We start from the raw sequence: 25,183 nt of genomic DNA on the forward strand, positions 1-25,183 counted from the left end.
GCGGAAACATGACAGAACACAAGCACGTCAGGGCGCATGTCGTGATCTCGGGATGGGTGCAGGGGGTCTGTTACCGCGCCTATACGGTGGATGAGGCATCCGCCGCCGGCATCGCCGGGTGGGTACGGAACACGGCGGATGGTCGGGTCGAGGCGGTATTCGAGGGTGAAAAGTCAGCCGTGGAGGCGATGATCGCCTGGTGTCACAAAGGCCCATCGGCCGCGCGCGTGAGCAATGTTGAGGTAGTCTGGTCGGAGCCCCAGGGCGAACAGGGCTTCGGGATCAGGTATTGAACAAACATAGCGGGCTCACCAGCCAAGGCCGGCATTTGCACTGCCAGCCGTGCGGAGAGCCCATCGGTAATTTTGCGACAGGTTGTGGCAAAGCCGGAATCCAGGAAATACCGGGGGTTCTGGATTCCCGCTTCCGCGGGAATACCGCATGCGCTGCTGGTGCGCCTACGGGCATGAAAGTCTGTTGCGAGACCGTCCCGTCACCGTCATTGCGAGCGACCAACGGGAGCGCGGCAATCTTACCGTAGTTGCCCCGAACGACTGTGAGATTGCTTCGGCTTCGCCTTGCAATGACACGGGGGACTTTCGGAACAATAACGACACATGGAGTGCCGACTTCGTCACCGGATTTCTGGCTCAGGACACTAGAAGGCGTAAAGGAGCGTCTCGCTTCTTGGCGAGGGTATAAGCCACCGAACTACCATTCACCATTCCGTACCACTAAGGTGGACCCTACTGTCAAGGCAGACGTGAGGTCAGGGCGCAGCAAGCGGCGCCCCTACAAAAGAATGAGGAGGGGGGAATTACGTGGAAAGCTTGCGGGCGCGCTGACGGGTTCTCACGAATGTGACAATCCCGGGCACTAAGGAAAGAATGATGACGGCGGCGATGACGACGTGGATATATTTATCAATGTCCGGGATGGTTTTGCCGAGGAAATAGCCGATGGAGGTCATGCTGACGACCCACCCGATCCCCCCCAGCACGTTATACATGGCGAATCGACTGTACCGCATGTTGCCGACCCCCGCTACAACGGGCGCAAAGGTGCGCAGGATCGGCATGAACCGAGCGAGGACGATGGTGATCCCACCGTGGCGATCATAGAACTCTTTGGTGCTGGTGAGGTGTTTTTTATGAAATAGCAGGGAGTCCTCCCTGGAGAAGATCTTAGGGCCGGTTCTCGCGCCAAGGAAATAGCCGACGGCATCGCCCACGATAGCGGCCAGGCTGACGAACAGGAAAAGGCTCCACAGCTCCAGATGGCCGCTGACCGCGAACAGCCCAGCGGTCACCAGTAGCGAGTCGCCCGGCAAAAAGAAGCCGATCAGCAGACCGGTTTCCGCAAAGACGATGGCGACGAGCGCCATCAGGCCGCCGACGCGTACCAGCCCCTCGACATCGTAGATAGTGTGGAACAGAGTCCAGAGCAATTCCATATCAATCCGTGACGGCGCCTTCCGAGGCCGACGAGACGGTGCGGGCATACTTGGCCATGACGCCGCTCTTGTAGCGTGGCGCAGGCGGCTTCCAGGTTTTGAGACGCCGCTTGAGTTCAGCGGCCGACAGCTCAACGTCCAGGCGACGCTGCTTGATGTCCAGGTGTACGATATCCCCGGTACGCAGCGCGGCGATCGGTCCGCCTACCGCTGCTTCTGGCGCGATGTGGCCGATCATCAGACCATGCGTGGCGCCCGAAAAGCGCCCATCCGTCATCAGCGCCACCGAGTCCAGGAGGCCGGCGCCGGCCAAGGCGCCGGTGACACCGAGCATCTCACGCATCCCAGGCCCGCCCCTGGGCCCCTCGTAGCGAATCACGACCACGTCGCCCGCCTTAATCTTCCCGGCCTTGACGGCGGTGAAGGCGTCCTCCTCCCGGTTAAAGACCTTGGCTGGGCCGCGATGGACCATCCGTTCGTGACCGGCGACCTTCGCCACACACCCGTCAGGCGCCAGATTGCCTCTCATGATGACCATCCCTCCGGTTGGTTTGATGGGCTTCCGGAGCGGAGAGATCACTACCTGTCTTTTGGTCTCGCGGGCCGCCCGCGCCTCTTGGCCGATCGTTCTACCGGTGACCGTCAGCTCATCGGCATGTAGGATCCCCGCATCCAGCAGACGTCTGGCCACCAGCGGCATCCCGCCTGCTCTATACATGTCGGGGGCGGTAAAGCGTCCCCACGGCTTCAGATCGGCCAGGAGCGGGGTCGTTCTCGAAATCCGATCGAAATCATTCAGCGACAGCTTGACCCCGGCGGCCTTGGCTACAGCAATCAGGTGAAGGACGGCATTGGTAGACCCGCCGGTGGCCATCACCCCGGCGATGGCGTTGCAAAAGGCATTGCGGGTCAGGATCTGCTTCGGCGTGATCCCCCGGCGCAGCAGTTCCATCACCAGCTTCCCACACTCGAAGGCCACCTCGTCCTTCCGCGCATCGGTCGCCGGGACACCATTCCAGCCCATCGGTGAGATGCCCAGCATTTCAAAGGCGGTGGACATGGTGTTGGCGGTGAATTGGCCGCCGCAGGCGCCTGCGCCGGGGCAGGCGCAGTTTTCGATGGCGCGAAGCTCCTCGGCCGGCATCGTACCGACATTGTAGGCGCCTACCGCCTCGAAGACATCCTGGATCGTGAGGTGGCGGCCTTCGTAGTCGCCGAAGGCGGTAGAGCCGCTGTACAGCATCAGGCCCGGGATATTCAGGCGGGTCAGCGCCATGACCGTACCCGGGATCGTCTTGTCGCACCCGGATATGGCGACCAGGCCGTCAAACAGGTGGCCTCTGGCCACCAGTTCGACCGAGTCGGCGACGATCTCCCGGCTGACCAGGGAGGTCTTCATCCCTTCGGTTCCCATCGAAATCCCGTCGGAGATCCCGATGGTGTTATATTCTATCGGCGTTCCGCCGGCTGCCCGGATCCCCTCCTTGACCCGCTCAGCCAGCGTCCGGTGATTAATGTTGCAGGGCATGACCTCGATCCAGCAGTGGGCCACGCCGACGATCGGCCGCGCAAGGTCCTCGTCCTTGAACCCGATGGCCTTGAGCATGGCCCGGGCCGGCGCGCGGTCCGGTCCATCCAACAATGTTCGGCTCTTATGTCGCGGATCAAACGTCATAACCTCCTCCCTGTTGACAACGCCTCGACCTCTATCTTCCCGTCGCGCAGCGCGACAACCATATCATGGCTGCAACGACTCACGGGCGCGTAAGGGTCATGTGAATACCCTGCCCCAGCAAACGGGGCGGTGACGTGCGGTTGGTTGAAAGTAGGTACAACCTGCCGTCCTCTGTGACGACGCCGATGTTGTGCGCCGACACCGAAAAGGGGCGATTGGCTACTCGGGCTACGCCTGCTGAGAGATCGACGGGATCGCTACCGATCCGGTCCAGCGGCGCCCCCCATATTTTCTTGCCGGCAGGATCATACCAGACCAACAGATCCCTGGTCGACGCGAGATAGACGGCTCCCTCGTAGGCGCCCGTCCTGAGACCCTCCAAACCCTTTGCCGCATAGACCGCGCGCACCAGGTCCGGGTTACGCAGATCGCGCACAACCCAAAAAAGATGTCGTTCGGTAATCTTCTGCGCGGTAATCTCGTATCCTTCCAGCGTGACCAGCTCTTCCTCGAGCCGTGTGACCAACGTAAAATCAAACAGACTGAACCGATGAACTCGTGCCGCCGGATCGTACGCCAGCCTGATGATCGGAAGGATGAACTCAGAGGGGATCTCAGCAACGGCCCTCAGTTCCGTACCGTCCAGACGCATATGCGAGAAGGCTCGTTCCTTCGGGGTGACCATTGTGCTGAAGATGAGGGCGTTCTCAAAGACCCCCATTTTCTCATAGGCCAGCCCCGAGGCGCTCCCTGTGTTTGCCACAATCGACCGAAGCGGTCCGGTCGGGAGGTCATATCGGCGAATCTCTTTATTGAGTCCAAAGAACAGCGCCTCTTTGCCGTCAATGTTGTACCGGATCACAGTGTCGATCGATCCGCTGATTGCGGAAATCTTCTGCTTGCCACCGGTGCGCAGGTCAACCAGAACTAAGATCCGGTCGCCACGAGTTTCCGACAGATAGAGGAGGCGGTCGTCATCAAGGAACTTGGGCGAGAAGCTTCCCGCGCTGGAGAGTTCATCCGACACGTTCCGCCTCACCCCTATGATGTTGTTATTTTCGTCCAGATCGACGACGAATATCTGATCGAGGCCGGTGGTCGTCTCTCCGGTCACGTAGGCCAGCCGTTGTCCGCCGGGCGACATGACGATCTCCGACATTGCGCCGGATAGACCCGGGACGCGGACGGGTCTGCTGCCATCCGCGTTCTGAACCAGCACCGAGGTGGCCCCCTGCCCTTCTGAGACGATGTAGGCAACCTTCGACGGGGTGGTCGCGCAACCCGCAGCAAAGATCACGACCACGAGTCCACACAACGTAACGATCTTCCTTGCCTGCATACGCATTCTCCTTCTTACGCTCGTGACGGAATCACTGATTGAGTCGATCCGCGTCGTCATCTCCAGGCCCCGGGTAAAGTATTATAGGGGAGAATCACCCTCGGCACAAGCGGAGGCGGGCTCCATCGGTAACGGCGCCAACGCTGCCAGCAACGAATCGGCGGCCATCTCCCCGCTGTGTACGACGTCGGGGACGCCGACCCCGCGGTAGGCGTTGCCGGCCAGCTTGAGGGTCGGCCACCGCTGCAGCGTCTGTTCGAGCGCGGCCAATCCGGCCAGGTGGCCCACCTGGTACTGAGGCATCACGCGGGCGTGGCGGACCAACTGGCTCCATAAGGGCGGCGCATGGATCGCCAGCAACTCCTCCAGATCGCGGCAGACCGCGCGGAGCAGCCGCTCGTCGTCCCATGTGAACGGCTCCGGCTGGAGCGCGCCTCCCGCAAAGGCGCGCAGCAGGACATACCCGACGGGCGCCCTGTGGGCGAACTTGATGCTGCTGAACGAACAGGCGATGATGGTGCGCCCCTCGCAGGCCGGCACCACGAAGCCGAACCCGTCCAACGGATGCCCGATCGCGTCTCGGCGGTAGGCCAGATTGATCGTCACCGAAGAGGCGTAGGGGATCGCCTCAAGCTGTCGCGTCAGGTCGCGGTCCATGTCGCGGGTCAGCCGCGCGACCTCGAAGGCCGGGAGAGCCAGGATCAGGCCATCGGCCTGCACGTGGGTGCTGTCCGCAAGTCGAATGGTCCACCCGTGCCCCGTGTGCGCGATCCCGTCAACCGCCGTACCGAGATGCAGCGTCTCGGCGGGCAGCCTATGCACCAGCGCGTCGACGAGGTCTTGCAGTCCCTTGTCCAGCGTGACGAACAGGCCATAGCGTGGGCCGCTGCTGGTCCCGCCTGCGTGACGACCGGCTGGGCGCATCCGTCGCAGGCCGAGGATCAGACTACGGTACGTCGCCTCCATCTGCAGAAACTGCGGGAAGGTCGCGCGAAGGCTCAGCCGTTCCGGATCGGCGCCATAGATCCCGCCGATCATCGGCTGGGCCAGCCGGTCGAGAAACTCCCGTCCAAAGCGGCGCCGCACGAAGGACGCCAGACTTTCGTCGTCGACCGGCCTCCCTCTAGGCAGTACGAGGTCCATCCCCGCTCGTACCTTGCCGGGCCACGACAGCAGACCTGTCTGCACAAACGGCCGGATCCTGGTCGGCCCGATCAGGGCGAACCCTTCAGGCAGCGGGTGGAGTACGCCCCCGCGCGCGACAAAGGTCCGGCGGTGCGCCTCGCTCGTCCCGATGATCTGGTCGCCCAGACCGAGGCGCCGGATCAGATCCACGCCCCACGGCTTGTCGGTAAAGATCGTATCGGGTCCCGATTCGAGGATGAAGCCATCCCGATGTGTGGTGCTGACCGAGCCGCCGACGCGCGCAGCGGCCTCCAGAAGACGGACCTCGAGAGGCAGCCCATCCTGCGCGCACCGTTCCAGCAGCCGATGGGCGGCGGCGAGGCCCGCGATGCCGCCCCCCACGACCACGATGCGTGTCCTGCCGCTGTGCCGCTGCATCCCCATCCGCGCTCGCCAACCGGTTGCTAGCCCTGCGCCACTTGCCGGCGCACCAGATCGGCCAGGGCGCGGATATAAAGGGGATGATCGTTCGCAGGATCAGCCCGTCTGAATTCGATCCCGAGCGCATCGGCCAGCCGCTTGGCCTCGACGTCCAGGTCGTAGCAGATCTCGACGTTGTCGGTGACAAAGCCGATGGGGACGACGACGACCGATCGATGCCCCTCGGCGTGGAGCGCGCGCAGGACGTTGCCTATATCGGGCTCAAGCCATCGCTCTCTGGGACTGCCGCTGCGGCTTTGATAGGCCAGAGACCAACAGGGGTGTCCTAAGGTCTCGGCGACGAGACGGCACGAGGTTTCAAGCTGCTGCACATACGGGCACGAAGCGGCGATGGCGGCCGGGATACTGTGGGCCGTAAAGATCAGCGGCGTCCTGTGTCGTTGCGCATGGGGGATCGGCAGCAGTTGCGCACGCACCAGTTCGGCCATCGCCGCAATGAAGTCCGGATGGTCGAAGCAGGGCGGGGCGAATTCGACCGCCGGCGCGCCGGGTCCACTGTTGTCGAGCGCGGTTGTGACGGCCTGCACCGACCTGTCCCAGCTTGCCGCCCCGGAGTCGTGCGGCGCCATAATCAGCCCGACCGCGCGCCGAATCCCGTCTTGGCGCATGTGCGCGACTGCCTCGGCGATAAAGGGGCGCCAACAGCGCATCCCGACATGGACCGGCAGTTGTGGCCCCTCCCGCTGAAGCAGTGCGGCCAGCCTCTCGGCCTTCTGAAAGGTCCGCTCGGCGATCGGCGACCGACCCCCGAGCGCGTCGTAGTGACGGGCTACCTCCTCCAGACGTTCAGGCGGGATCGGTACGCCCTGCAGTACATGAGCAAGAAACGGCCGGACCTCCTCCGGCTGTGTGGGACCGCCAAAGGCGACCATCAGGACCGCATCGAACGGCAGGGCCGCGTCACCGTGCCGTCGCGTCGTGGACATGGTCAATGAGAACGCGCAGGTGGTCGACGGGGGTCTGCGGAAGGATGCCGTGGCCGAGGTTGAAGATATGGCCCGGCCGCCCGGCCGCGCGCTCCAGAATACGGTCCGCCTGGCGACGAATCTTGTCCGGCTCGGCGAACAGCGCCACCGGATCCAGATTCCCCTGAACACCGACCTCATAGCCGAGGCCGGCCCAGGCCTCTCCGAGGTCCACTCGCCAGTCCAGTCCGATCACGTTCCCGCCCGCCTCCCGGATCAGCGGCAAAAGCGACGTCGTATCGGTCCCGAAGTGGATGACCGGCACGCCGGGCGTCAGCTTCGTAATGGCGCGTTGGGTGTGGGGCAGGACGAACTCGCGATAGTCATCGGGGCTGAGGCAGCCGACCCAGCTATCAAACAACTGGACCACCTGCACCCCCGCGGCGATCTGCCCGTTCAGGTAGTCGGAGACCACATCCGACAGCCGTTCCATCAGGGCATGCCACGCGGCAGGGTCGCGGTACATGAGTGTCTTGGTCTGCTGATACTGGCGCGACCCGCGTCCCTCGATCAGGTACGAGGCCAGGGTAAACGGCGCCCCGGCGAATCCGATGAGCGGGATGGTCGGCGGCAGCGCTGCGCGCGCCAGGCGTACCGCCTCAAAGAGAAATGAGAGCGATGCCTGTATATCCACCGGTCGTAGCCGTTTCAGGTCGGCCCCGCACCTGACCGGATGGTGAATGACCGGACCGTCCCCTTTAGTAAACTCCAATCCGACCCCCATCGGCTCCACTACCAGGAGGATGTCGCCGAAGATGATCGCGGCGTCCACCCCAAGTCGTTCGGCAGCGGTCACCGTCACCTCTGCTGCCAGGTCCGGATGGTGGCACAACTCCAGAAACGACAGTTTCCCTCGGATCTCCCGATACTCCTGCAAGTACCGCCCTGCCTGCCGCATGATCCAGATCGGCGTATAGGGGGCCGGCTCCAGACGGCAGGCCTTAAGAAACGCACTCTCCCGCAACAGGTCGGCAGCGATGTCAGACGTAGGGGCAGGGCTTGCCCTGCCCGAAAAGGGCGCAGCAAGCGGCGCCCCTACCCGCCTCCCGCCTGCCGCCTCCCGCACCGTCCTTGCTCGCTTGATCCGCCGCAGTACGTTGGCGTGACGCGCGGCCGTCTGAACCAGATGGCCCATTTTGGGATGTTCAGGTTCCAGGTCGACCGTAATGCCGTGCTCCCGCAGCGCCTTGCTGCAGGTGGGTCCGATCGACGCGACGACCGTCTCGCGTAAACCTGCCCGCAGCGCCTGCTCCAGACCATCCGCCGCCGCAATCTGTAACAGATGGTCGGCCTGTACGGCGGTGGTAAAGAGGACCAGGTCGACCTCGCCGTTAATAATGGACTTGATCGCCCGCCGCAACGGCTCGCAATCCTCCGGCAATGCCCACTGGTAGACCGGGACTCGCAGGACACTGGCGCCGCGCGTCTCAAGCCCCGCCACCAGCTCCGGGTTGCTGCGTCCGTATTCCTGAACCGCAACCCGACATCCCTGTAAGGGGATCGCCGCAGCGTCGATCGCGCCCAGGATTTCTCGCCAGGTGTTGGGTTCCGGGACGGTCAACGCGATCGGGATACCCAGTTCCCGCAAGACGGCTTGGGGTTTTGGACCCAGGGCAATCGACGAAATCCGACTCAGGGCTGTCAGAAATGCCGTGCGCGAGACGGTACCCTCCACAGCGGCAAGCAGGGTGCGGGTACCGACGCCGGTCAGCCACACAACCATGTCGATCCGGCCGTCCAACAATGCCTTCGCAAACTCATTGGCTTCTGCATCGTCCGCGCATGGGATCTCGCGAAGCGCCGGCGCAGACACCGGTCTTCCCCCATGACGGCTGATCATCTCAGTCATGGCGGCGGCCAGCCGGCTTTCCAAGGAGACCACCGTAAGGTCGGTCAAGCCGGCAAGCGCCGGCGCAGCAACCGGGTTCATCATTCAAGCCTCTTCAGGAGCGATGAAGTCCAAAAACGAAACATTGGTCGCGTAATCCGTTCATATGTCTGTCATTGCGAGCGACCAACGGGAGCGCGGCAATCTCACCGTCGTTGTCCTGAAGGACCGTGAGATTGCTTCGGCTTCGCCTCGCAATGACGCGGGGAACAGCTGAACCGATTGGCTCTTAGTATAGGGTGGGTCGAGCAAAAGCGCCACAGCAAAGATACACCGCAAGTTCAATGACCGTCACCGGCCGCCGGCTCGCGCAGGGTGCGGATGACCCTGGCCGGCGCGCGACGATGCGGGCATCCCTCCTCGTGTTCCGCCTGTGGTGAGCCCGGTCGAACCACCATGGACGGATTGGGCAGCCCGCGGAGTTGCCGGGACCATTGAAGAACTCGGCGACCGGGGTGACCGGACCTCGGCGGCCCTGCCGCCATGACGGTGCATCGATGCAGCGGGGGGCGGGGGCGACCCCAACCGGATTTCCGGCGTGATCCTGCGCTGGTGAACCTCCTGGCGAGGGACCGGCCGCATGCCTGCGGCAACCGGCGGCCGTTCGGCAGGACGCACGACAGGCCTTTCGACAGGGCTCACGAAAGGCCCACCGCGAGCCCCACTCCTCTCAACGCCTCGAACGGTCGGCGATGCAGGTCTGCCCGGATCGAGGGCCCTTCGCCCAGGCGTAGACAGTTGCGGCGTCCCCTGCCGGGCCCCAGACCCGGATGGGACGTGGCGCAACACGAGGGCTGCCGGCCGGAGCGGTGGCGGTCCGATCGCCCGGCGACCGCCGGCGGCAAAGACATCCTTTGGCGGGCTGAACGAGGCGGGGGCCCGCCCAGCCGCCACAAACGTGTCTTTGTGGACGACGACGACGGCATTCGTGACCCTGGTGTTGACGAAGACATTGGTCACGTGAACATTGGTCACGTGAACCTCGGTGATGTTCACACTTGCAGGGCCGAAATCCCGGACACCGAAAAAGATCTCCCCGGGCGCCAGCGGGATCCAGGCAACAAACTCGGGGCCGGTAATCCAGGCCACCGCCCCTGGGTTCCAGACCACCAACTCAGGTCCGGGCGGGATCCAGACCCACCCGACCGCAGGGTAGAAGAGCCACCGGCCGTAATGATACGGCACCCAGCCCCAGGGCTCGAAGGAGAGCCATACCAGCTCGTCCCGCCACGTGATCCACTGTCCGTGTCGGAACGGCGACCAGCCCGCCTCTACAATAGGAGCCCAGCCGTAGCCGTACGGAGGAACCGGGACCCAGTGGCCATAGGCCACGAAATCAGAGGCATATGGGGTCAACTCCGTCGGGAGGTAAGAGGCCGGGGTCGTACGCGATAGCTGGATGTCCCGCAGGTCGTTCCAGCGATCGAACTCGTCCCATGGCGCAAGCGCGTATAATTGAAAGCGCCGGTCGGGGCCCACCCGCAGCGTCTGGCGGTTTCGGACCTCGGCCCTCCCCTCGGGGGTCTGGATCACCACCTCTCCGGCGTAGACCGAGACCTGGGCGGAGCCGTCGGGGTAGAGATTGGTGCGGAAGGTCGAAGGGATAGAGGTTCGAATGGTGGCTTGCGGCAGCTCCACCTGAAAGACGGTGGGCTCAGGCGGCTGCCGCCTGATATAAAAGGTCGCCATCCCGCGCTCGAGCCGGGTCGGCGCCGCCCCGGCGGCGGCAAACGGGAACGCGCCGGGCTCGAGGCTCGTGTCGTCCCCAAGGCGCACGAGGTTACCCGCCGGAAGTTGAATCTCGACCCTGCCAGGGCCTGTTATCCAGACGCGGTCTCCGGGTCCCAGGGGCAGGTTGGAGGTAGCGGCTACCCCTTCGGATGCCCCGGCCATCAGGACGGCGACCTGCCCTTCAAGCAAGCTCAGGCGCGCTGGATTTGCGGGCCACTCCCGCGCCCAGACCGGATGTACAACCCCAAGAACCAAGAATACCGATACCGCTGCCACTGTCCTGTTCATCGACACTTCCCCTTCGCCCAGAAAAGGTCTCTATATCATGAATTTAACATGGGGCCAAGGTCACCAATATGCCGGCGCAACTCTGACGACGGACCAGCTACGATCCATTATTAATTACGCTGCAGTGACGGTGATGGTGACGCCGCATCGAAAAAAATAGGGCAAGCAGGGTGGCGCTTTTTAGTGCGGTTTGTCTTCCCCTGGGTGCGACACAGGTGGCAGTCGGGGAAACACCCTATAGACCGATTCTGTCTTGGGGGGCATACTATTATTCGTAAGAGGAGGGCTGTACCTTTCTACTGTAACCGTCGCGCGAGACACTCGCCCGACAGCAAGGAGGGACGACAATGCGGCAGAGTAGAATGTACTCAGGGGTCATTGCACTGGCTTTGGGAACCCTGCTCTCCACTGCAGGACCGGCGATGGCGGCGGAGAATTTCGGCGCTCACCTGAACGGAGGCCAGGAGACGAACCCCTCCACCATCTCCACAAACGGAACGGGTTTCCTCTTTGCCACTCTCAACGATGCTGAGAACGCAATAAACTATACCTTGGTCTACTTCGATCTGCAGTCGCCTGCCACCGTCGCCCATATTCACCTGGGCGCGCCGGGTGTGACCGGAGGCGTGATAGCCCCTCTGTGCGGACAGGGTACGGCCCCGGCCTGTCCGGCGTCAGGGGCGTTCCTGAACGGAACGATCGTCGCGAGTGACGTCCTCGCCGTCCAGGGAATTGCAGCGGGGGACTTTGCCGCACTGGTACGGGCGATGCGCTCCGGCCTCACCTATGCCAATGTTCATAACGTCCTCTTCCCATCCGGAGAGATTCGCGGACAGATTCTTCAATAAGAGCAGGTCGTGAACTCAGCGAAGGCCGGGAGTGTTCCCGGCCTTCGCTATTCCTTGCGCCTGTTCTGTCTCAGCAATACCCCATGCGCCGGCTGCGCGCCCATGGGGCATGAACGTCAGAGGCCAGATCACCTCCGCTCCGTCGTCATTGCGAGCGACCAACGGGAGCGCGGCAATCTCACGGTCGTTGCCCCGAACGACTGTGAGATTGCTTCGGTCGCTACGCTCCCTCGCAATGACCCACACGGGGGACTTTCGAAGCCAAGACACAAAATGTGTCTTGGCCGGGAGACGTCAAAGCTGTAGTATTCCAGGGATGGTGAGCCAACCGACAGAGAAGATCGTCTTACGGGCCTTCGATCAGCTCGATCCGCCCGATCCCGAACTTGTTCTCGACTGCATCCATTGCGGATTCTGCCTGCCCACCTGCCCCACCTATCTGGTCCTCGGCAACGAGATGGACAGCCCGCGGGGGCGGCTGTACCTCATCCGGAGCGCTTCGGAAGGGAAGATCGACCTCTCCGACAGCTTCGCCAGGCACATGGATCTGTGTCTCCTCTGCCGGGCCTGCGAGACGGCCTGCCCCTCCGGCGTGCAGTTCGGCTTTTTGATGGAGGCGGCCAGGGGCCAGCTTAAGCGGCGTTATCAGTATCCCCCTGTCGAGCGGTGGTTTCGCGATCTGCTGTTGCACACCTTTACCGATCTCGGCCGCCTGCGGGCGCTGACCAGGCTCCTCTGTGTCTATCAGCGGTCCGGCCTGCAGCGGCTCATCCGGGGATGGGGGCTGTTGCGCCGCCTGGGTCGCCTGGGCCGGATGGAGGCGCTGCTCCCTGACCTCCACGATCCTCGCGTGAGCGAGCTACCGGAGATCACACCGGCGAAAGGCCAGAGGCGGGGACGGGTGGGGCTTCTGCTCGGCTGCGTTCAACAGTTCTTCTTCGCCCACGCGAATGCCGCCACAGCTCGGGTCTTAAGCGAGAACGGCTACGACGTCATCGCGCCGAGAGATCAAGGCTGCTGCGGCTCGCTCCTGATTCACGAAGGGGAGCGGGAGCGAGGGAAGGCGCTGGCGAGGCGGACCATCGACTGTTTCGAGCAGGCCAACGCGGATCATGTTGTAGTCAATGCGGCCGGGTGCGGCTCGGCCATGAAGGAATATTGGGAACTACTCCATACCGATCCAACCTACGCCGCGAGGGCCAAGGCCTTCAGCCAAAAAGTGCGGGATGTCTCTGAGTTTCTTGCAGAAGCCCCGCTACGTGGCGCCCTCCAGCGGCTGAGCCTCACCGTCACCTGTCACGATGCCTGCCACCTGGCGCACGGCCAGAGGGTTCGGGAGGCACCAAGGGCGATTCTGAAGGCGATCCCCGGCCTCCGGTTGGTCGAGCTGCAAGAGTCCGACTTCTGCTGCGGCAGTGCCGGGATTTACAATCTGCTCCACCCCGAGCCGGCGCAACAGTTGCTGGATCGCAAGCTCGAACGGATCAAAGCGACGGGGGCTGATCTGGTAGTCAGCGGCAACCCCGGTTGTACCCTCCAGATCCAAAAGGGCCTGAGAGAGCGAGGGCTCGCGATCCGGGTCATGCACCCCATCGAGCTGCTGGACGCCTCGTATCGGGGGGATAGCCGTAAGACGTGAAACGTGAGGCGTAAGGGGTGAAGGGATAGGCTTTCACGCGACGCGCCTCACACGCCTCACGCTTTCCGCCTCCCGCCTCGTTGTGTAGGCGATCCGCCGACATGGGACCTGACCATAGTCTGACGCAAAAATCAGACGTTCACCGATTTTTGTCTTTCAAATCGCGTTCTATTTTGTGAGTAAAGGCTGTGAGGGGATTATCGTTACACCACACGACGGCATACTTAGAATCGGAGGACCCGCCATGTTAGGGATCGGAAGAAGTTGGCCCATACCGTGGACCTTGGCTGCTCACGTCCTGCGCACCACCCGGTCAATCGACGAGGTGCGGGAGCAGCTTGAACAACTGGCCCAACAGCAAGAAGATCAAGCACAGACCGCGGAGATCGCCGGAGCGCAGTGGCAGGAGCCCGGCGCCATGCTATTACTTTGCTACTGCACTGTACCGGCAATTCCGAGTCCGGTACCGCCCGTTCACCCGTAATACGGCGAGCATCTCCCCGGCGATCCGCGCGAGGATCCCTTTGGGTTTCGAGGCCTCGGCGACGGGCCACAACTCTCGGGTGAGCGCCTCTGCGGTGATACGGACCGCCTCGTCGTAAATCTGCTGTTTTTTGTTCGCGTCGATATCGAATGCCAGCCAGTCCAACCCATCGGTGAGAAGATCGATCGTAAGGAACGCCGGAAGGGCGCCGTTCCCGTTCCGGGTACTCCCGTCTTTCGTGGTGTTCCAACACGTTTCCCAAAACGACGTGACGAAATCGACAAACGTCACCGGCTCCCGGGGTTGCGGAGTGGGCTCGTGCAACCGAAATCCCACGATAGGGGTGGACGGGGACGCGTGTCTCTCATGTTCAAACACCCATACCGGGAAATTGCTCAGCAAGCCGCCGTCCACAAACAGTCCCGTGCCGATCTTCAACGGCTTGAAGAAAAAAGGAATGCTGATTGAGGCCCGAACAGCCTCCCACAACGCGAGCCCCGGCGTGAGTTCCGAGCTGAAAACGGTCAGTGATCGCGTGGTCAGGTTGGTGGCGATGATCTTCAGGTTTTTGCCCGCGACATCTCTGAAGCGCAACTCCGCTTCGCCGCAACAGTCTTGCAGCGCTCGTTTGAACCATGCCACAAAAGGCGCGCCGGAATGGATCCCGTTGCCGGAAAATAGCCTGGTGATCAGCGCATCGTTGGAGAAGAGCGCCGACGTGATGGTCATCGCGCGACCCAGCAGGCTTTCATTGAGCAATTCCTCCACGAGCGCCCTCGCGTTCGCGATATTCACGTCGCGACATTCAGGATCCAGAAATTCTCGAAAGTCGGTTGAGAGCAGCAACCGCTTGACAAACTCCGGAGTCGCACCGGCCGCGATCAGGGCGGCCACAATCGAGCCGGCCGATGTTCCGGCAATCCCGGCGAATTCGAACCGGGCTGCTCGGGTCACGGCTTCATAAGCGCCGGCATGGGCGACCCCTCGAACGCCGCCGCCCTCCAAGATCCCGAATATCTTCTGTCGTCCCATAGTCCGGCTCCACAACACTACTGCTCGACGATGGCGGGCAGCAGCTTGGTGGCGAGGGTCTTCTTGATGAGAAAGTCATCCGCTCCGCTGCCCTTGGCAGCCCGACGGTACACACCTTCCTCATGAACCGTGAGGATAATGATCTTTGTCTGGGGCCGTTCCGCCTTGATGCGTCGCGTCGCCTCAAATCCATCGACACGAGGCATGGCGGCGTCCATCAGGACCACATCCGGCTGAAACTGCCGCGTCAACTCAACGGCCTCTTCGCCGTCGTCAGCTTCTCCCACGACACTGATATCGCCCGCTCGTTCCAGGAGTCGTCTCACGACCCTGCGAAACGCGCGATCATCGTCCACAATCAGGGCAGTCATTGGCATCATCCTTTGCGGCGGAACAGTGAAGCGCACGGCCCTTTCCAAGCAGTCTCCTTTCACAGTCAAGATAGTGCGTGGGGCGGGGCGGGGCTATCAGCGGAATTCCGGTAAGGCGATTGGAGTAAATGCGCAAAGAGGGTGAGGAAAAACCCTACAAGAGAGGGCGCGGCTCCGCTCACACGGTGGTCTGCTTTAAGGCTGGATCACGCCTTGGCGAATGGCGTAACGGACCAACCCGGCAGTATCGTGGATATGGAGCTTCTCCTTGATCCGGGTTCGATGGGACTCGACGGTCTTGACACTGATCCCGAGGAACTCGGCCATCTCCTTCGCCGTCTTCCCCTCGGCGACCAGTTGCAGGACCTGTCGTTCCCGGGGGGTCAGAGGATCGGGGGGTAGTTCGGTCTTCGCCAGATAGGCGTCGACGACCGCCCGGGAGATGGTGGGACTCAGATAGATCGCGCCCTTGGTCACCTCATGGATCGCCTGAACCAGATCCGTCGTCGCCTGGGTCTTGACGACATATCCCTGAATACCGGCCCGAAGGGCCTGGATGACGTAATGATCGTCCGTGTACATCGTGAGCAGGACACTCTTTGTCCTGGGAGAAACGTGTACTATCTCCTGAGAGGCTTCCAGGCCGTTCATAAGCGGCATCGCCAGGTCCAGCACCGCGACATCCGGCTGAAGCGTCCGGGAGAGCCGGACCGCCTCGTGGCCGTCCGAAGCCTCCCCGACAACCTCGAACCCTTCCCGCTCCAGGAGGGCCTTGCACCCTTGACGAACGATCAAATGGTCGTCGGCCAGCAACACCCGGATATCCATCTTATGCCTCCAGCGGGACGGTAATGGCCAGTTCCGTCCCCCGGCCAGGGGCCGAGGTGATCTGCAGCCTACCACCCAAGGCGTCAAGCCGCTCACGGATCCCGATTAATCCGAGACCCCGCTCGCCCTTTCGAGTCTGGACGGCAGACGCGTCAAAGCCGATCCCGTCGTCCCGGATGGTGCAACGAAGCCGCCGGTTTTCCCGCTTGACCTGAACCGATACGCTCTTGGCCTGGGCGTGTTTCGTCACGTTCGTGAGGGCCTCCTGAACGGTCCGATAGAGGGCTGTTTCGATGGCAAGCGGCAGGCGACCGGTGGTCGGTCCCTCCACGGTGATCGAAAGGCCCGTCCGCGCCGAGACCCCTTCGGCCAGGAATTCCAGGGCCGGTACCAATCCCAGGTCGTCCAGGACCGTGGGGCGAAGCTCGTGGGACACGTGCCGGAGTTGCGCCTCGATCTGGTCCAGAAGCGCCTTAACCTCCTGGAGGTGCGGCTGGGCCGGCGGCGGCAGTTCGTGAGCGAACTCGTCCAGCGCAATATCGACGGCAGCCAGGAGCTGCCCCGCTTCGTCATGGAGTGCGTGGGCGATCCGTCTCGACTCCTGCTCCAACGTCTCGTTCAAGTGGCGCAGAGCGGTCTCGACGCGCTGGCGTTCGGTGATATCGCGCCCCACCGACACGAAGTGGGTGATGTTCCTCTCATGATCCCTGAGCGGCGCGATGTTCTTGTCTTCGTAATAGATCGTCCCATCCTTTTTTCGGTTGATGAAGACGGCGCGAAATACCTCTCCGGCAAGAATCGCCTCCCACATCTGCGCATAGAACGGCTTGCCGTGCTGCCCCGACTTCAGGATCCCCGGCGTCCGGCCGATCACCTCGTCAAGCCTGTAACCGGTCTCCCGTTCGAAGGCGGGGTTGACATACTCGATGATGCCCTCTCGATTGGTGATGATCACACTGTCGGCGGTCTGCTCTACAGCACTCCACAGCTTCCTCATGACTTCAGCGGCCCGCTCCGCGTCGGTCTGCCGCTGCTGCAACGCCGCCGCCATCTCATCGAAGGCCTTCGCGAGATGACCCAACTCCCCCGGCCCGTATGACAGGCCGGTACGAGCGCTCAGGTCGCCCCCCCGCAGGCGATCCGTCGTCGCCATCAGGGCCTGGACGCGGCGCAGGAAAAAGACACCGGTGCCGACCCAGGCCGCCATGACGGTCAGGGCGGCCACCAGCAGGAGCCGCGCCAGGTCGTACGTCAGCATGCGGTTGGATTTGGCAAAGGCGACGGCCGTAGGGATCTCGACACCCACATAGACGTTTCCCGACTCTGAAGAGCTCAGCAACGGCTTGAATGCGAACAGGCTCTTGATACCGTCCAGCCCGCGCCCCTGAGCTGTCCCCTCCCGTGATTGCTTCAGCATAGCCTGATAGATCGGGACCGCGGCGACAGACTTTCCAACCCATGGCTTAGGGTCGTGGTCGCGGGCCAGGATGGTGCCGTTGTGATCAACCACCGTCACCACACTGTCCTCAGGCAGGCGGGCTTCAGCCACAACGTCACTAATCCAGGTCAGATCAAGATCGGCGAACACCAACGCCGCCAGCCGACCGGCGCCATCCAACACAGGGTACGCAAAGGTGAGAATCGTGCGACTGCCGGACGGGTCAATCCGGTAGTCGCCGACGGCAAAGTTGCGGCTTCGGACGGCGCGCTGGAAAAAGGGACGGTCTCCGACATTGATCGGACTACGAACCGGTATGGCGCTGCAAAAGACCTCGCCATTCGGCCCGGCCGCGCCCAGACCGGCATACTGAGGGTACTTTCTCCTAAGGGTGCGAAGGAGCGCATTACACGTCATCGTATCACCTTGGCGTACGGCAGAAGTTTGAGCCAGGCGAGCCAGCAGTTCCCGCGCCCCCTCAATCAATCGTTCTTGTCTGGTAGAGGCGAGTCGAACCAATGATAGGGCGTCGGCCTGGATCTGAGCGGTCTCATGGCTTCGTCGTTCCATGGCGATATACAGCAGCATCCCGAAGGCGGGGATGAGTGCCAGGAGAACGAGCAGCAGGATGCGAACCCGCAGACTCGCGAGACCGGCAGTAATGGTCTTGACTGTGCGCTCGATCTGTGTGGCCCATCGGGTCGGCAAGGCAACTGAACGCATCACACCACCTGATCTCCGCTCGTGGTAAGGGATAGCGCGTTGTCTACAACGGTTCCACTACTAATAAGATACTACGTACTTGACCCGCGGGAAAGGCAACTCACAGAATAGGGCGTGGGATACGTCATTGCGAGCGACCAACGGGAGCGCGGCAATCTCATCGTACTTGATACCGGAAAAACCGGTGAGATTGCTTCGGGCGCTACGCTCCCTCGCAATGACGCAGAAGGGCAGGAGATGTACCGACGAAAACTAGAAGCCGAAGATGGTGGGGAGGAGTTGGGATCCTACCGTCTTCTTGGTCAGAAACGCGTCGGCTCCGCATTCACGCGCCGTCGTGCGGTAAACTTCTTCCTGATGCACCGTCAGGACGATAATCTTCATCTCCGGCCGCTCGGCTTTGATCCGTCTGGTAGCCTCGAGTCCACCCAAACGTGGCATGGTGATGTCCATGAGCACCACATCAGGCCGAAGCTCCTGCGCCAGTCGGACGGCCTCTTCGCCGTCTGTGGCCTCCCCGACCACACTGACCTCCGATGCTTGCTCCAAGAGCTGCCTTACGGCCTGTCGAAACGGGCGATCATCATCGACAATCAGGGTTGCGATCGGCATTCGGTTGACTCGTGTCTGGATATCGGCGGCCACGGTGCCTCCTTTGGGATTACGTCCTCCCTGATGATGGATCTACGTCAGCTACAAACGCATTCTCCTCCCTGTCCATGAGACAGGTAATCAGGTAATACCCCGAAAGAGGAGGAGGAAATCCCTGAAAAGACACGTCGCGCAATGTCCAAGGCCGCAGAGCTGCCCGGCGGCAGGCCGGTCAGGGCTGAATCAAGCCTCGGCGGATCGCATAACGGACAAGGCCGGCCGTCTCATGGATATCCAGTTTCTCCATAATGTGGGTGCGATGGGATTCGGCGGTCTTGACGCTGATCCCTAAGAGTTGGGCGATCTCCTTCGTCGTCTTCCCTTCGGCCACGAGTTGGAGAACCTGCCGCTCCCGCGAGGACAGGGGATCAGGCGGCAGATCGGTTTTGTCCAGATAGGCTTGCACGACCGCTCGAGAGATGCTTGGGCTCAGGTAGATCGCGCCGCCCGCCACTTCTCGGATCGCCGCCACCAAGTCCTTCACTGCCTGTTGCTTCACGACGTAACCCCGGACGCCGACCCGCATGGCCTCAAGAACATAGCAATCCTCGGTGTACATGGTGACCAAGATCGTACGCGTCCCAGGCGAGGTCTGAAGGATCGCCTTGGCGGCCTCCAGGCCGTTCAATAACGGCATGGACAGGTCGAGCACTGCCACATCGGGACGAAGTGCCCGAGCCAGCCGTACCGCCTCGTGACCGTCTGAGGCTTCACCGACCACCCGGAACCCTTCTTGCGTCAGGAGGGCCCTGAACCCCTCGCGCACAATCGGGTGATCATCGGCAAGCAGCACCTGAATCGACATTTTTTTATTATTATGTACCCAGGGGAATGGTGATGTGCAGCGCAGTTCCACGGCCGGGTGTTGACGTGATCTGCACCTCCCTATCCGAACACTTCGCACAGTTTTGAAAGCTAACTCGACAATGATAAAGGACAGTGTCCTATGTTTGCAAGGAAAACAATGAGTTGGGGAAATAACCGTGCACGACCGGCTATGGATGAGGCGGGTCTAGGCGAGATACGTCATCGGTAAAAAGGGAAAGATACAGGAGCGCCTAAGGCAATAGACCTCGGCAATCCCCGTTGCCCGGCACGCGGAGAGGTGGCGAGGACCGCCACCGATCACTTGATGGCCAGCAGCTCCACCTCAAAGATGAGGGTCGCGTTTGGTCCGATATCGCGGCCCGCTCCCCGCTCTCCGTACGCAAGCTGAGGGGGAATGAAGATCTGCCACTTAGAGCCTACCGGCATCAGCTTCAGCGCTTCCCTCCAACCGGGGATGACCCCGGTGACCTTGAAGGTTGCAGGTTGTCCGCGGCGATAGGAGCTGTCGAACTCGGTCCCATTGATGAGCGTGCCCCGGTAGTTACACTCGACTGTATCGGCATCCGCCGGCGTTTTGCCGTCGCCCTTCTTGAGGATCTTGTATTGGAGCCCGCTCGGCAGAGTGACGACGCCCTCCTTCGCCTTGTTATCTGCCAGGAAGGCCTCTCCTGCCTTCTTGTTGTTCTCGGCCGCCAGCCGCGCCGCCTGCGCCTGCTTCTGCCGAGCCTCAGCCTGGTACGCGGTCATGGTGGCCCGGACCTCCTCATCGGTCATGAGCAACTTTTCGCCCGAAAGGGCGTCCCGCAAGCCCCTTACCAGGAGGTCCGTGTCGACCTCGACCCCCAGCCGCTTGAAGTTTCTGCCTGCCTCAGCTCCAATGCCGTAGCTCATTTTGTCCTTTTCGGTCTTGAGGACCGGCGCCTCCTCGGCGCTCGCCTGAGCAGCCAGCAGGCCAAGACCCATGACCACAATCCATATCCGTCTCATCGCGCTCTCCCCTTTGAATGAATGTCGGCACAGAGCGATTGTGGTACGCCGAGAAGCGATCATGCGCTGTAGGATACCACAAGCCGTCCCAATGTCGTTTATAGAAAATTCATACAAATTTCTGGACGTCATTCCGGCCAAGCCCGCACGGCGGGCGCGAGCCGGAATCCAGGGAATAGCGCGATTCTGGATTCCCGCTTAAGGACTGCGGGAATGACGGTACAGGTATTATTGCAATGAGGCCCTAGCGCCCTGCCCGGATGAACGCCTCGACGAGCCGACGAAGCGGCCTCGTCTCCGGCGTCTCTTCATCGACGAAGGTTACCGTATGCTGTCGCTCGCCTTCGGTAATGGTGATCTCGTATTGGAACAGATCGGCGCCGACAACGCCCCCGGAGACAAAGGCCGGCAGGTCGAAGAAACGAATATTGTTCACTAACTGCTCAACCTGTTGTGCCACCGCCGCGTCCAGCCGCGTGGTACTGAAGGCGGCAATCTCCTGGCTCAGGCCGGCGTACCCGCCGATGCGCTTCACGACAATCTCCACCGCCGTCCCTTTCAAAGAGGGGACGGCCCGGGGGGGAGGAGGTGTCCCCGGGCCGTCCAGCGGGAATCGTATCAGACTTTGGCTGTAGCACGGGCGCGCGCCGGGCTACCGGCGAGGGCGCGCTTCAGCTCTTCAACCTCCACCTGCAGCGCCTCCTCGCCTCCGCAAAATTCGGCGAGATTCATCGTGCCACAGCAGGTGCTCCGATTCTGCATCGCGCCCGGCGCATCCTGCATGGCGGGCTCCAACTCGCGCGTCGCGTCGTGGTCCGCCTGTAACGGTGTCGGCGAGACCACCACCTCCCGAACCGTAAAGCGGTTTCGGATGAAGTTACGATACTGCACCGGCTTGCCGTCTGCCAGGGCGATGCTGAGCATCTGGTTCGCGACATTCGCAAAGGTGGCGGCGGTGGCGGGCGCCGCAATGAGCGCGCGAAGCACCAGGCTGCAGACGTACTGGCCGACCTCGTACAGGACCGCGGCATCGTCCTTGACCGCGCTCTTTCGCTCGAAGGCGAAGATGTCGGCGAAAATGTCGTAGATGGCGCCGGTAAAGACCTGCGAGATCGCATGTACCTCGGTCCCCACCTGACTCAGCTTCAGGTCGTTGTCGGCGTTGCGCAGGCCGTTGGGTCGGCCCAGCGCCAAGCCGAACTGCTCCGCCAGATCGGCCAGGAAGGTCTTATCGTGCAGGTTGGCCTTGGTCTGGGCGATGATCGCCTCTACCTGATCGATCTGGGAGAGGGCGAGGAAGATAGCGGTCAGATCCCCGAACGACTCATGCAGACCTCCCGTCTGTGGGGGATTCCCAATCCCGAGCCACCCGGGCTTGAGTCCATCCAGAATGGCATGGCCGGTTTCGTGGGCCACAATGTCCAGCGAGCGGCAGGTAAAGACCCGTGATGGCGGAGGAGTACCGTTGGGGATGAAGTCGCCGAACTTGAGCGCCTTCGCATTTCGGCTGTAAAAGGCGTTCATGGTGTCAGGGAGACCATGCGGAAAGACGTTGAGCGGATCGGTATTGGTAGCGCTATTCCACTGCCACGGCAGTGGGGAAGGCGCCCCGCCGACAGCCCGGCACCGCTGGTACATGGTGAGCGTCTGACGGACGACGGCGAAAGTATGGACCGCATCGAAAGCGTCTGTGCCGGGCGTGTGGACGAAGTCCCCGAACGCGTTCGGCGTGACCGACGCAATGCCCGGGGTCCCATGGCTGATGCGGGCGTCTTTCGGCCCCGTGAGCACCTGCCCGGGGAGATAGGCCCTGCGGATGCCGATTTCGGCAACCGACGGATCCTGCTTCCACATCAGGACCCGCGAACCTATCACCACCGGGATCGGGATCGGGATCGGAGCCGGTTTCACCGGCATGCCGGGCTCCACGGTGACCTTCAGACTCTTCCGGTGGGTTCGATACTCGATGGTGGGGGTCGGCAGCGTGATGGGTACGGTAGGATATCCGTTTCCGGTCAGCTCTTTCTCCTTCATCATCGTCTCCCCTTTCAAGGCCTTCCGTTCAATTTCGCCGGAAGGCCCGGCTTGTACTTTTCACCGCCCTTTACCTTGCTCCAGCATGTGCGATCAACTCATCTTCTTTCTCCTCCTTCCCATCGGCCAGGCCGCGTGTCGCCTCAGTGTGTGTAACCGATATCTCTTCCGGGGCCAGTTCCCGCTCGGTGAGGCGCCAAGTCCCCCGCCGGGAACCAAACCGAGCGATGTCCTGCCGGACCTGCTCCGGGTTGCCCCAATCGTTCCAATAGATCCCCTTGACCGGCAAAACGCCAAGGCGCTGCGAGCAACGCGCCAAGATCGCTTGGGAGAAGTTGACGGAGGGTAGGGTGCTGTAGACCTCCTCCAGGACCTCGGCATGCCGGGATCGATCACAACTGGAACAGAGTCGATACAGAGCAACAAAGAGCCTGGGCGTTAGCGTGACAAAAAGCGACAGAAGGGCTCCCGCCTGGCCGACAAGGACCATCGTATTCCATAAGCACCCGTTCAGGTAGAGACTATTAGCCGTCTGGAGGTCCGGCTTCTCCCAGAACCGCTTGACCAGATGCAGTTCCCTTTCCCCGCGTTGCCCAATCACCTCACCGGCCTCGATCCAACCGTATTGAGTTTCAGACCGATCAGGCTCAACCCCAAGGAGGATGGGGCGGACCGGATATGCAGCCGCGAAGGAGGCGGCGGCCTCGACGGACGCCATGAAACGATCTTCCTCGGAGATGAAGTGATCGGAGGGCAAAAGGGCGACCACCGCCTCCGGGTCCCGCTGATAGATGTGGAGAAGCGGCAAAAGGATGCCGGGGCCGGTATCCCGGTTCATAGGCTGAACGATGACCGTTTCAGGGTGACGATCATGAAGCTCCTGTCGAGCATAGTCGAGGTGGTGGCGGGTGACCACGGTCAGAAGGCGGTCATGCGGGATGAGCCGTTCCGCTCGGGCGATCGTGTGCCGCAGCATGGAGCGCGTGCCGAGCAACGCACAGTACTGTTTCGGACGCTCAAGGCCCAGATGCGACCTGATGAACGGTCGAAGTCTTTGCCCGTCACCCCCGGCGAGAATGATGCCCCATAGACGATCTGTCGCTCCAGACATGGCCACTTCTCCTTTGGTTGGTAGACGCTACATTTTGTTTTAGCACCGAGGGTTGGAGATCGGCATGACCAAAAAAGGTGCTGCGTTTGGGGGTACGACGACATGTGGGAAGTGGGTCAACTACCCCCAAAGTAATTGCTCTTAATGTAGGCCACCGCGTCTCACGATAGCTATCGGGTAAATCCCTGAATGGCAGGCAGGAAATCCCTGATCTGTAGGGGCGCGATTCACCGCGCCCTGCTTCACCGCGTCACGTGCATGCGCATGGATGGTCACGATCACCGAATCAGTCAAAGCGAGTGTAGCGCGGACTGAAGGCTAACGCCTCATCAATCGACCCACGAGGGGTAGAAGGCGTGAAAAGGGGGTTGGCAGACCAGCGGAGCGGGCGATCCGGCTATTCCACAACCCGGTTGAGGACAAGTTGGAGCCGCCGGCTGATCTTCAACTTGTTAAAAATATTGCTCAGATGTGTCTTGACGGTCTTGTCGGCGATCCCAAGCTGAACGGCAATCTCTTTGTTCGTCATCCCCTGTAGGACCCACTGAACGACATCCCGCTCACGAGCCGTTAGGCTCTCTTGCGCCTCCTGAAGGGAGGCCCCCATCCCGTGCACTTTCAAGCGCAAGCTTTCCAGTACCTGCGTAAGAATTTTGCGCTCTGCCCAGATCTCCCCGTTACTATGGGTAGTCCGGATGGCCCTGACAAGATCCTGATGGACGAGGGTTTTCGACAAATATCCTTTGGCGCCCAGTTGCAGGGTTTGGATTATGGACTCATCGTCCGGCGAGTCGCAGAGGATCAACACGCGTGTCCGAGGAGCTCTCTTACGGATCAGTGAAAGTGCTTCGACGCCGCCAAGTCCCGGCATTCCGATGTCCAGCAACAGGATATTCGGCTGCAGGGTTTCCGCTATGCTGATGGTCTGGAAACCATCTGCCGCTTCCCCAACCACCTGGACGGCGTCGTCCTGAGCTAAGAGCATCGCAAGGCCTTGTCGAAAGAGCGCATGATCATCAGCAATCAGTACGGTGATTTGCGGTATCAACCCCGCCTGTCCGGGGCGCTTGAGGGTGGGGATCTGCTGGCTCAGCCCGGCGTACCCGCCGGTCCGCGTCGCGACAATCTCCATCGTCATTCCTTTCGAAGAGGCGACGGCCCCGGGGCGAGCGAGGAGGTCCCCCGGGCCGTCCGTTGGGTCCGTGCAGCGGACCCGACTTCGACTGTGATATGGATGCCCGTCT

The 25,183-nt window shown here is 61.9% G+C and carries 21 protein-coding genes; 3 read left to right on the top strand and 18 right to left on the bottom strand.

Annotation, left to right across the window (positions count from 1 at the left end; all coding sequences use genetic code 11):
* Positions 1-8: 8 nt before the first annotated feature.
* The gene (locus C3F12_13695) at positions 9-293 is read left to right on the top strand and encodes an acylphosphatase (protein PWB42951.1); all 285 of its coding nucleotides are present in this window, start codon (positions 9-11) and stop codon (positions 291-293) included.
* A 524-nt stretch (positions 294-817) separates the two neighbouring features.
* Here the strand turns inward: C3F12_13695 and C3F12_13700 are convergent.
* The 7 genes from C3F12_13700 to C3F12_13730 form a co-directional block, all read right to left on the bottom strand.
* Entirely contained in the window at positions 818-1,453 is a 636-nt protein-coding gene (locus tag C3F12_13700; protein ID PWB42952.1) for a hypothetical protein, read from the bottom strand.
* A 1-nt stretch (position 1,454) separates the two neighbouring features.
* Positions 1,455-3,128 carry a dihydroxy-acid dehydratase gene (gene ilvD, locus C3F12_13705; GenBank protein ID PWB42953.1) on the bottom strand — a complete coding sequence of 558 codons (1,674 nt, stop codon included), beginning with the start codon at positions 3,126-3,128 and terminating at the stop codon, positions 1,455-1,457.
* Positions 3,129-3,207: 79 nt separating this feature from the next.
* Positions 3,208-4,467, bottom strand: coding sequence for a hypothetical protein (locus C3F12_13710; protein ID PWB42954.1), 1,260 nt, complete (start codon positions 4,465-4,467; stop codon positions 3,208-3,210).
* 81 nt (positions 4,468-4,548) lie between these two features.
* Positions 4,549-6,030, bottom strand: a complete 1,482-nt coding sequence (hemG, locus tag C3F12_13715) for a protoporphyrinogen oxidase (GenBank protein ID PWB42955.1) — start codon at positions 6,028-6,030, stop codon at positions 4,549-4,551.
* 26 nt (positions 6,031-6,056) lie between these two features.
* Positions 6,057-7,019, bottom strand: coding sequence for a ferrochelatase (gene hemH, locus C3F12_13720; GenBank protein ID PWB42956.1), 963 nt, complete (start codon positions 7,017-7,019; stop codon positions 6,057-6,059).
* Complete coding sequence (locus tag C3F12_13725; protein ID PWB43037.1) at positions 6,994-8,988, bottom strand: uroporphyrinogen decarboxylase; 1,995 nt, start codon at positions 8,986-8,988, stop codon at positions 6,994-6,996. Before C3F12_13725 ends, hemH begins: the two co-directional genes overlap by 26 nt.
* Positions 8,989-9,237: 249 nt before the next feature.
* The gene (locus tag C3F12_13730; GenBank protein ID PWB42957.1) at positions 9,238-10,965 is read right to left on the bottom strand and encodes a hypothetical protein; all 1,728 of its coding nucleotides are present in this window, start codon (positions 10,963-10,965) and stop codon (positions 9,238-9,240) included.
* Positions 10,966-11,312: 347 nt separating this feature from the next.
* Between C3F12_13730 and C3F12_13735 the strand changes: the two genes are divergently transcribed.
* Positions 11,313-11,813, top strand: coding sequence for a hypothetical protein (locus tag C3F12_13735; protein PWB42958.1), 501 nt, complete (start codon positions 11,313-11,315; stop codon positions 11,811-11,813).
* A 316-nt stretch (positions 11,814-12,129) separates the two neighbouring features.
* Positions 12,130-13,452: a glycolate oxidase gene (locus C3F12_13740; protein ID PWB42959.1), complete on the top strand. Its 1,323-nt coding sequence runs from the start codon at positions 12,130-12,132 to the stop codon at positions 13,450-13,452.
* 424 nt (positions 13,453-13,876) lie between these two features.
* Here C3F12_13740 and C3F12_13745 read toward each other — a convergent pair whose 3' ends face one another.
* From C3F12_13745 to C3F12_13795, 11 genes are all read right to left on the bottom strand, one after another.
* Positions 13,877-14,968, bottom strand: coding sequence for a hypothetical protein (locus C3F12_13745; GenBank protein PWB42960.1), 1,092 nt, complete (start codon positions 14,966-14,968; stop codon positions 13,877-13,879).
* A 17-nt stretch (positions 14,969-14,985) separates the two neighbouring features.
* A complete protein-coding gene (locus tag C3F12_13750; protein ID PWB42961.1) occupies positions 14,986-15,375 on the bottom strand; it encodes a DNA-binding response regulator in 390 nt (129 codons plus the stop codon).
* A gap of 159 nt (positions 15,376-15,534) precedes the next feature.
* Positions 15,535-16,167, bottom strand: a complete 633-nt coding sequence (locus C3F12_13755; protein ID PWB42962.1) for a DNA-binding response regulator — start codon at positions 16,165-16,167, stop codon at positions 15,535-15,537.
* A 1-nt stretch (position 16,168) separates the two neighbouring features.
* Positions 16,169-18,328, bottom strand: coding sequence for a hypothetical protein (locus C3F12_13760; protein PWB42963.1), 2,160 nt, complete (start codon positions 18,326-18,328; stop codon positions 16,169-16,171).
* Positions 18,329-18,580: 252 nt separating this feature from the next.
* Positions 18,581-18,973, bottom strand: a complete 393-nt coding sequence (locus tag C3F12_13765; GenBank protein PWB42964.1) for a two-component system response regulator — start codon at positions 18,971-18,973, stop codon at positions 18,581-18,583.
* 178 nt (positions 18,974-19,151) lie between these two features.
* On the bottom strand, positions 19,152-19,778 hold the full coding sequence (locus tag C3F12_13770) for a DNA-binding response regulator (protein ID PWB43038.1): 627 nt from the start codon (positions 19,776-19,778) through the stop codon (positions 19,152-19,154).
* A gap of 326 nt (positions 19,779-20,104) precedes the next feature.
* Positions 20,105-20,926: a hypothetical protein gene (locus C3F12_13775; protein PWB42965.1), complete on the bottom strand. Its 822-nt coding sequence runs from the start codon at positions 20,924-20,926 to the stop codon at positions 20,105-20,107.
* A gap of 112 nt (positions 20,927-21,038) precedes the next feature.
* Positions 21,039-21,341, bottom strand: coding sequence for a hypothetical protein (locus C3F12_13780; protein PWB42966.1), 303 nt, complete (start codon positions 21,339-21,341; stop codon positions 21,039-21,041).
* 71 nt (positions 21,342-21,412) lie between these two features.
* Complete coding sequence (locus tag C3F12_13785) at positions 21,413-22,831, bottom strand: hypothetical protein (protein PWB42967.1); 1,419 nt, start codon at positions 22,829-22,831, stop codon at positions 21,413-21,415.
* 67 nt (positions 22,832-22,898) lie between these two features.
* A complete protein-coding gene (locus tag C3F12_13790; GenBank protein PWB42968.1) occupies positions 22,899-23,939 on the bottom strand; it encodes a hypothetical protein in 1,041 nt (346 codons plus the stop codon).
* Positions 23,940-24,336: 397 nt separating this feature from the next.
* Positions 24,337-25,077, bottom strand: a complete 741-nt coding sequence (locus C3F12_13795) for a DNA-binding response regulator (GenBank protein PWB42969.1) — start codon at positions 25,075-25,077, stop codon at positions 24,337-24,339.
* Between the last annotated feature and the right edge of the window lie 106 nt (positions 25,078-25,183).

This window comes from Candidatus Methylomirabilota bacterium (assembly GCA_003104975.1).
Lineage (GTDB): Bacteria > Methylomirabilota > Methylomirabilia > Methylomirabilales > Methylomirabilaceae > Methylomirabilis.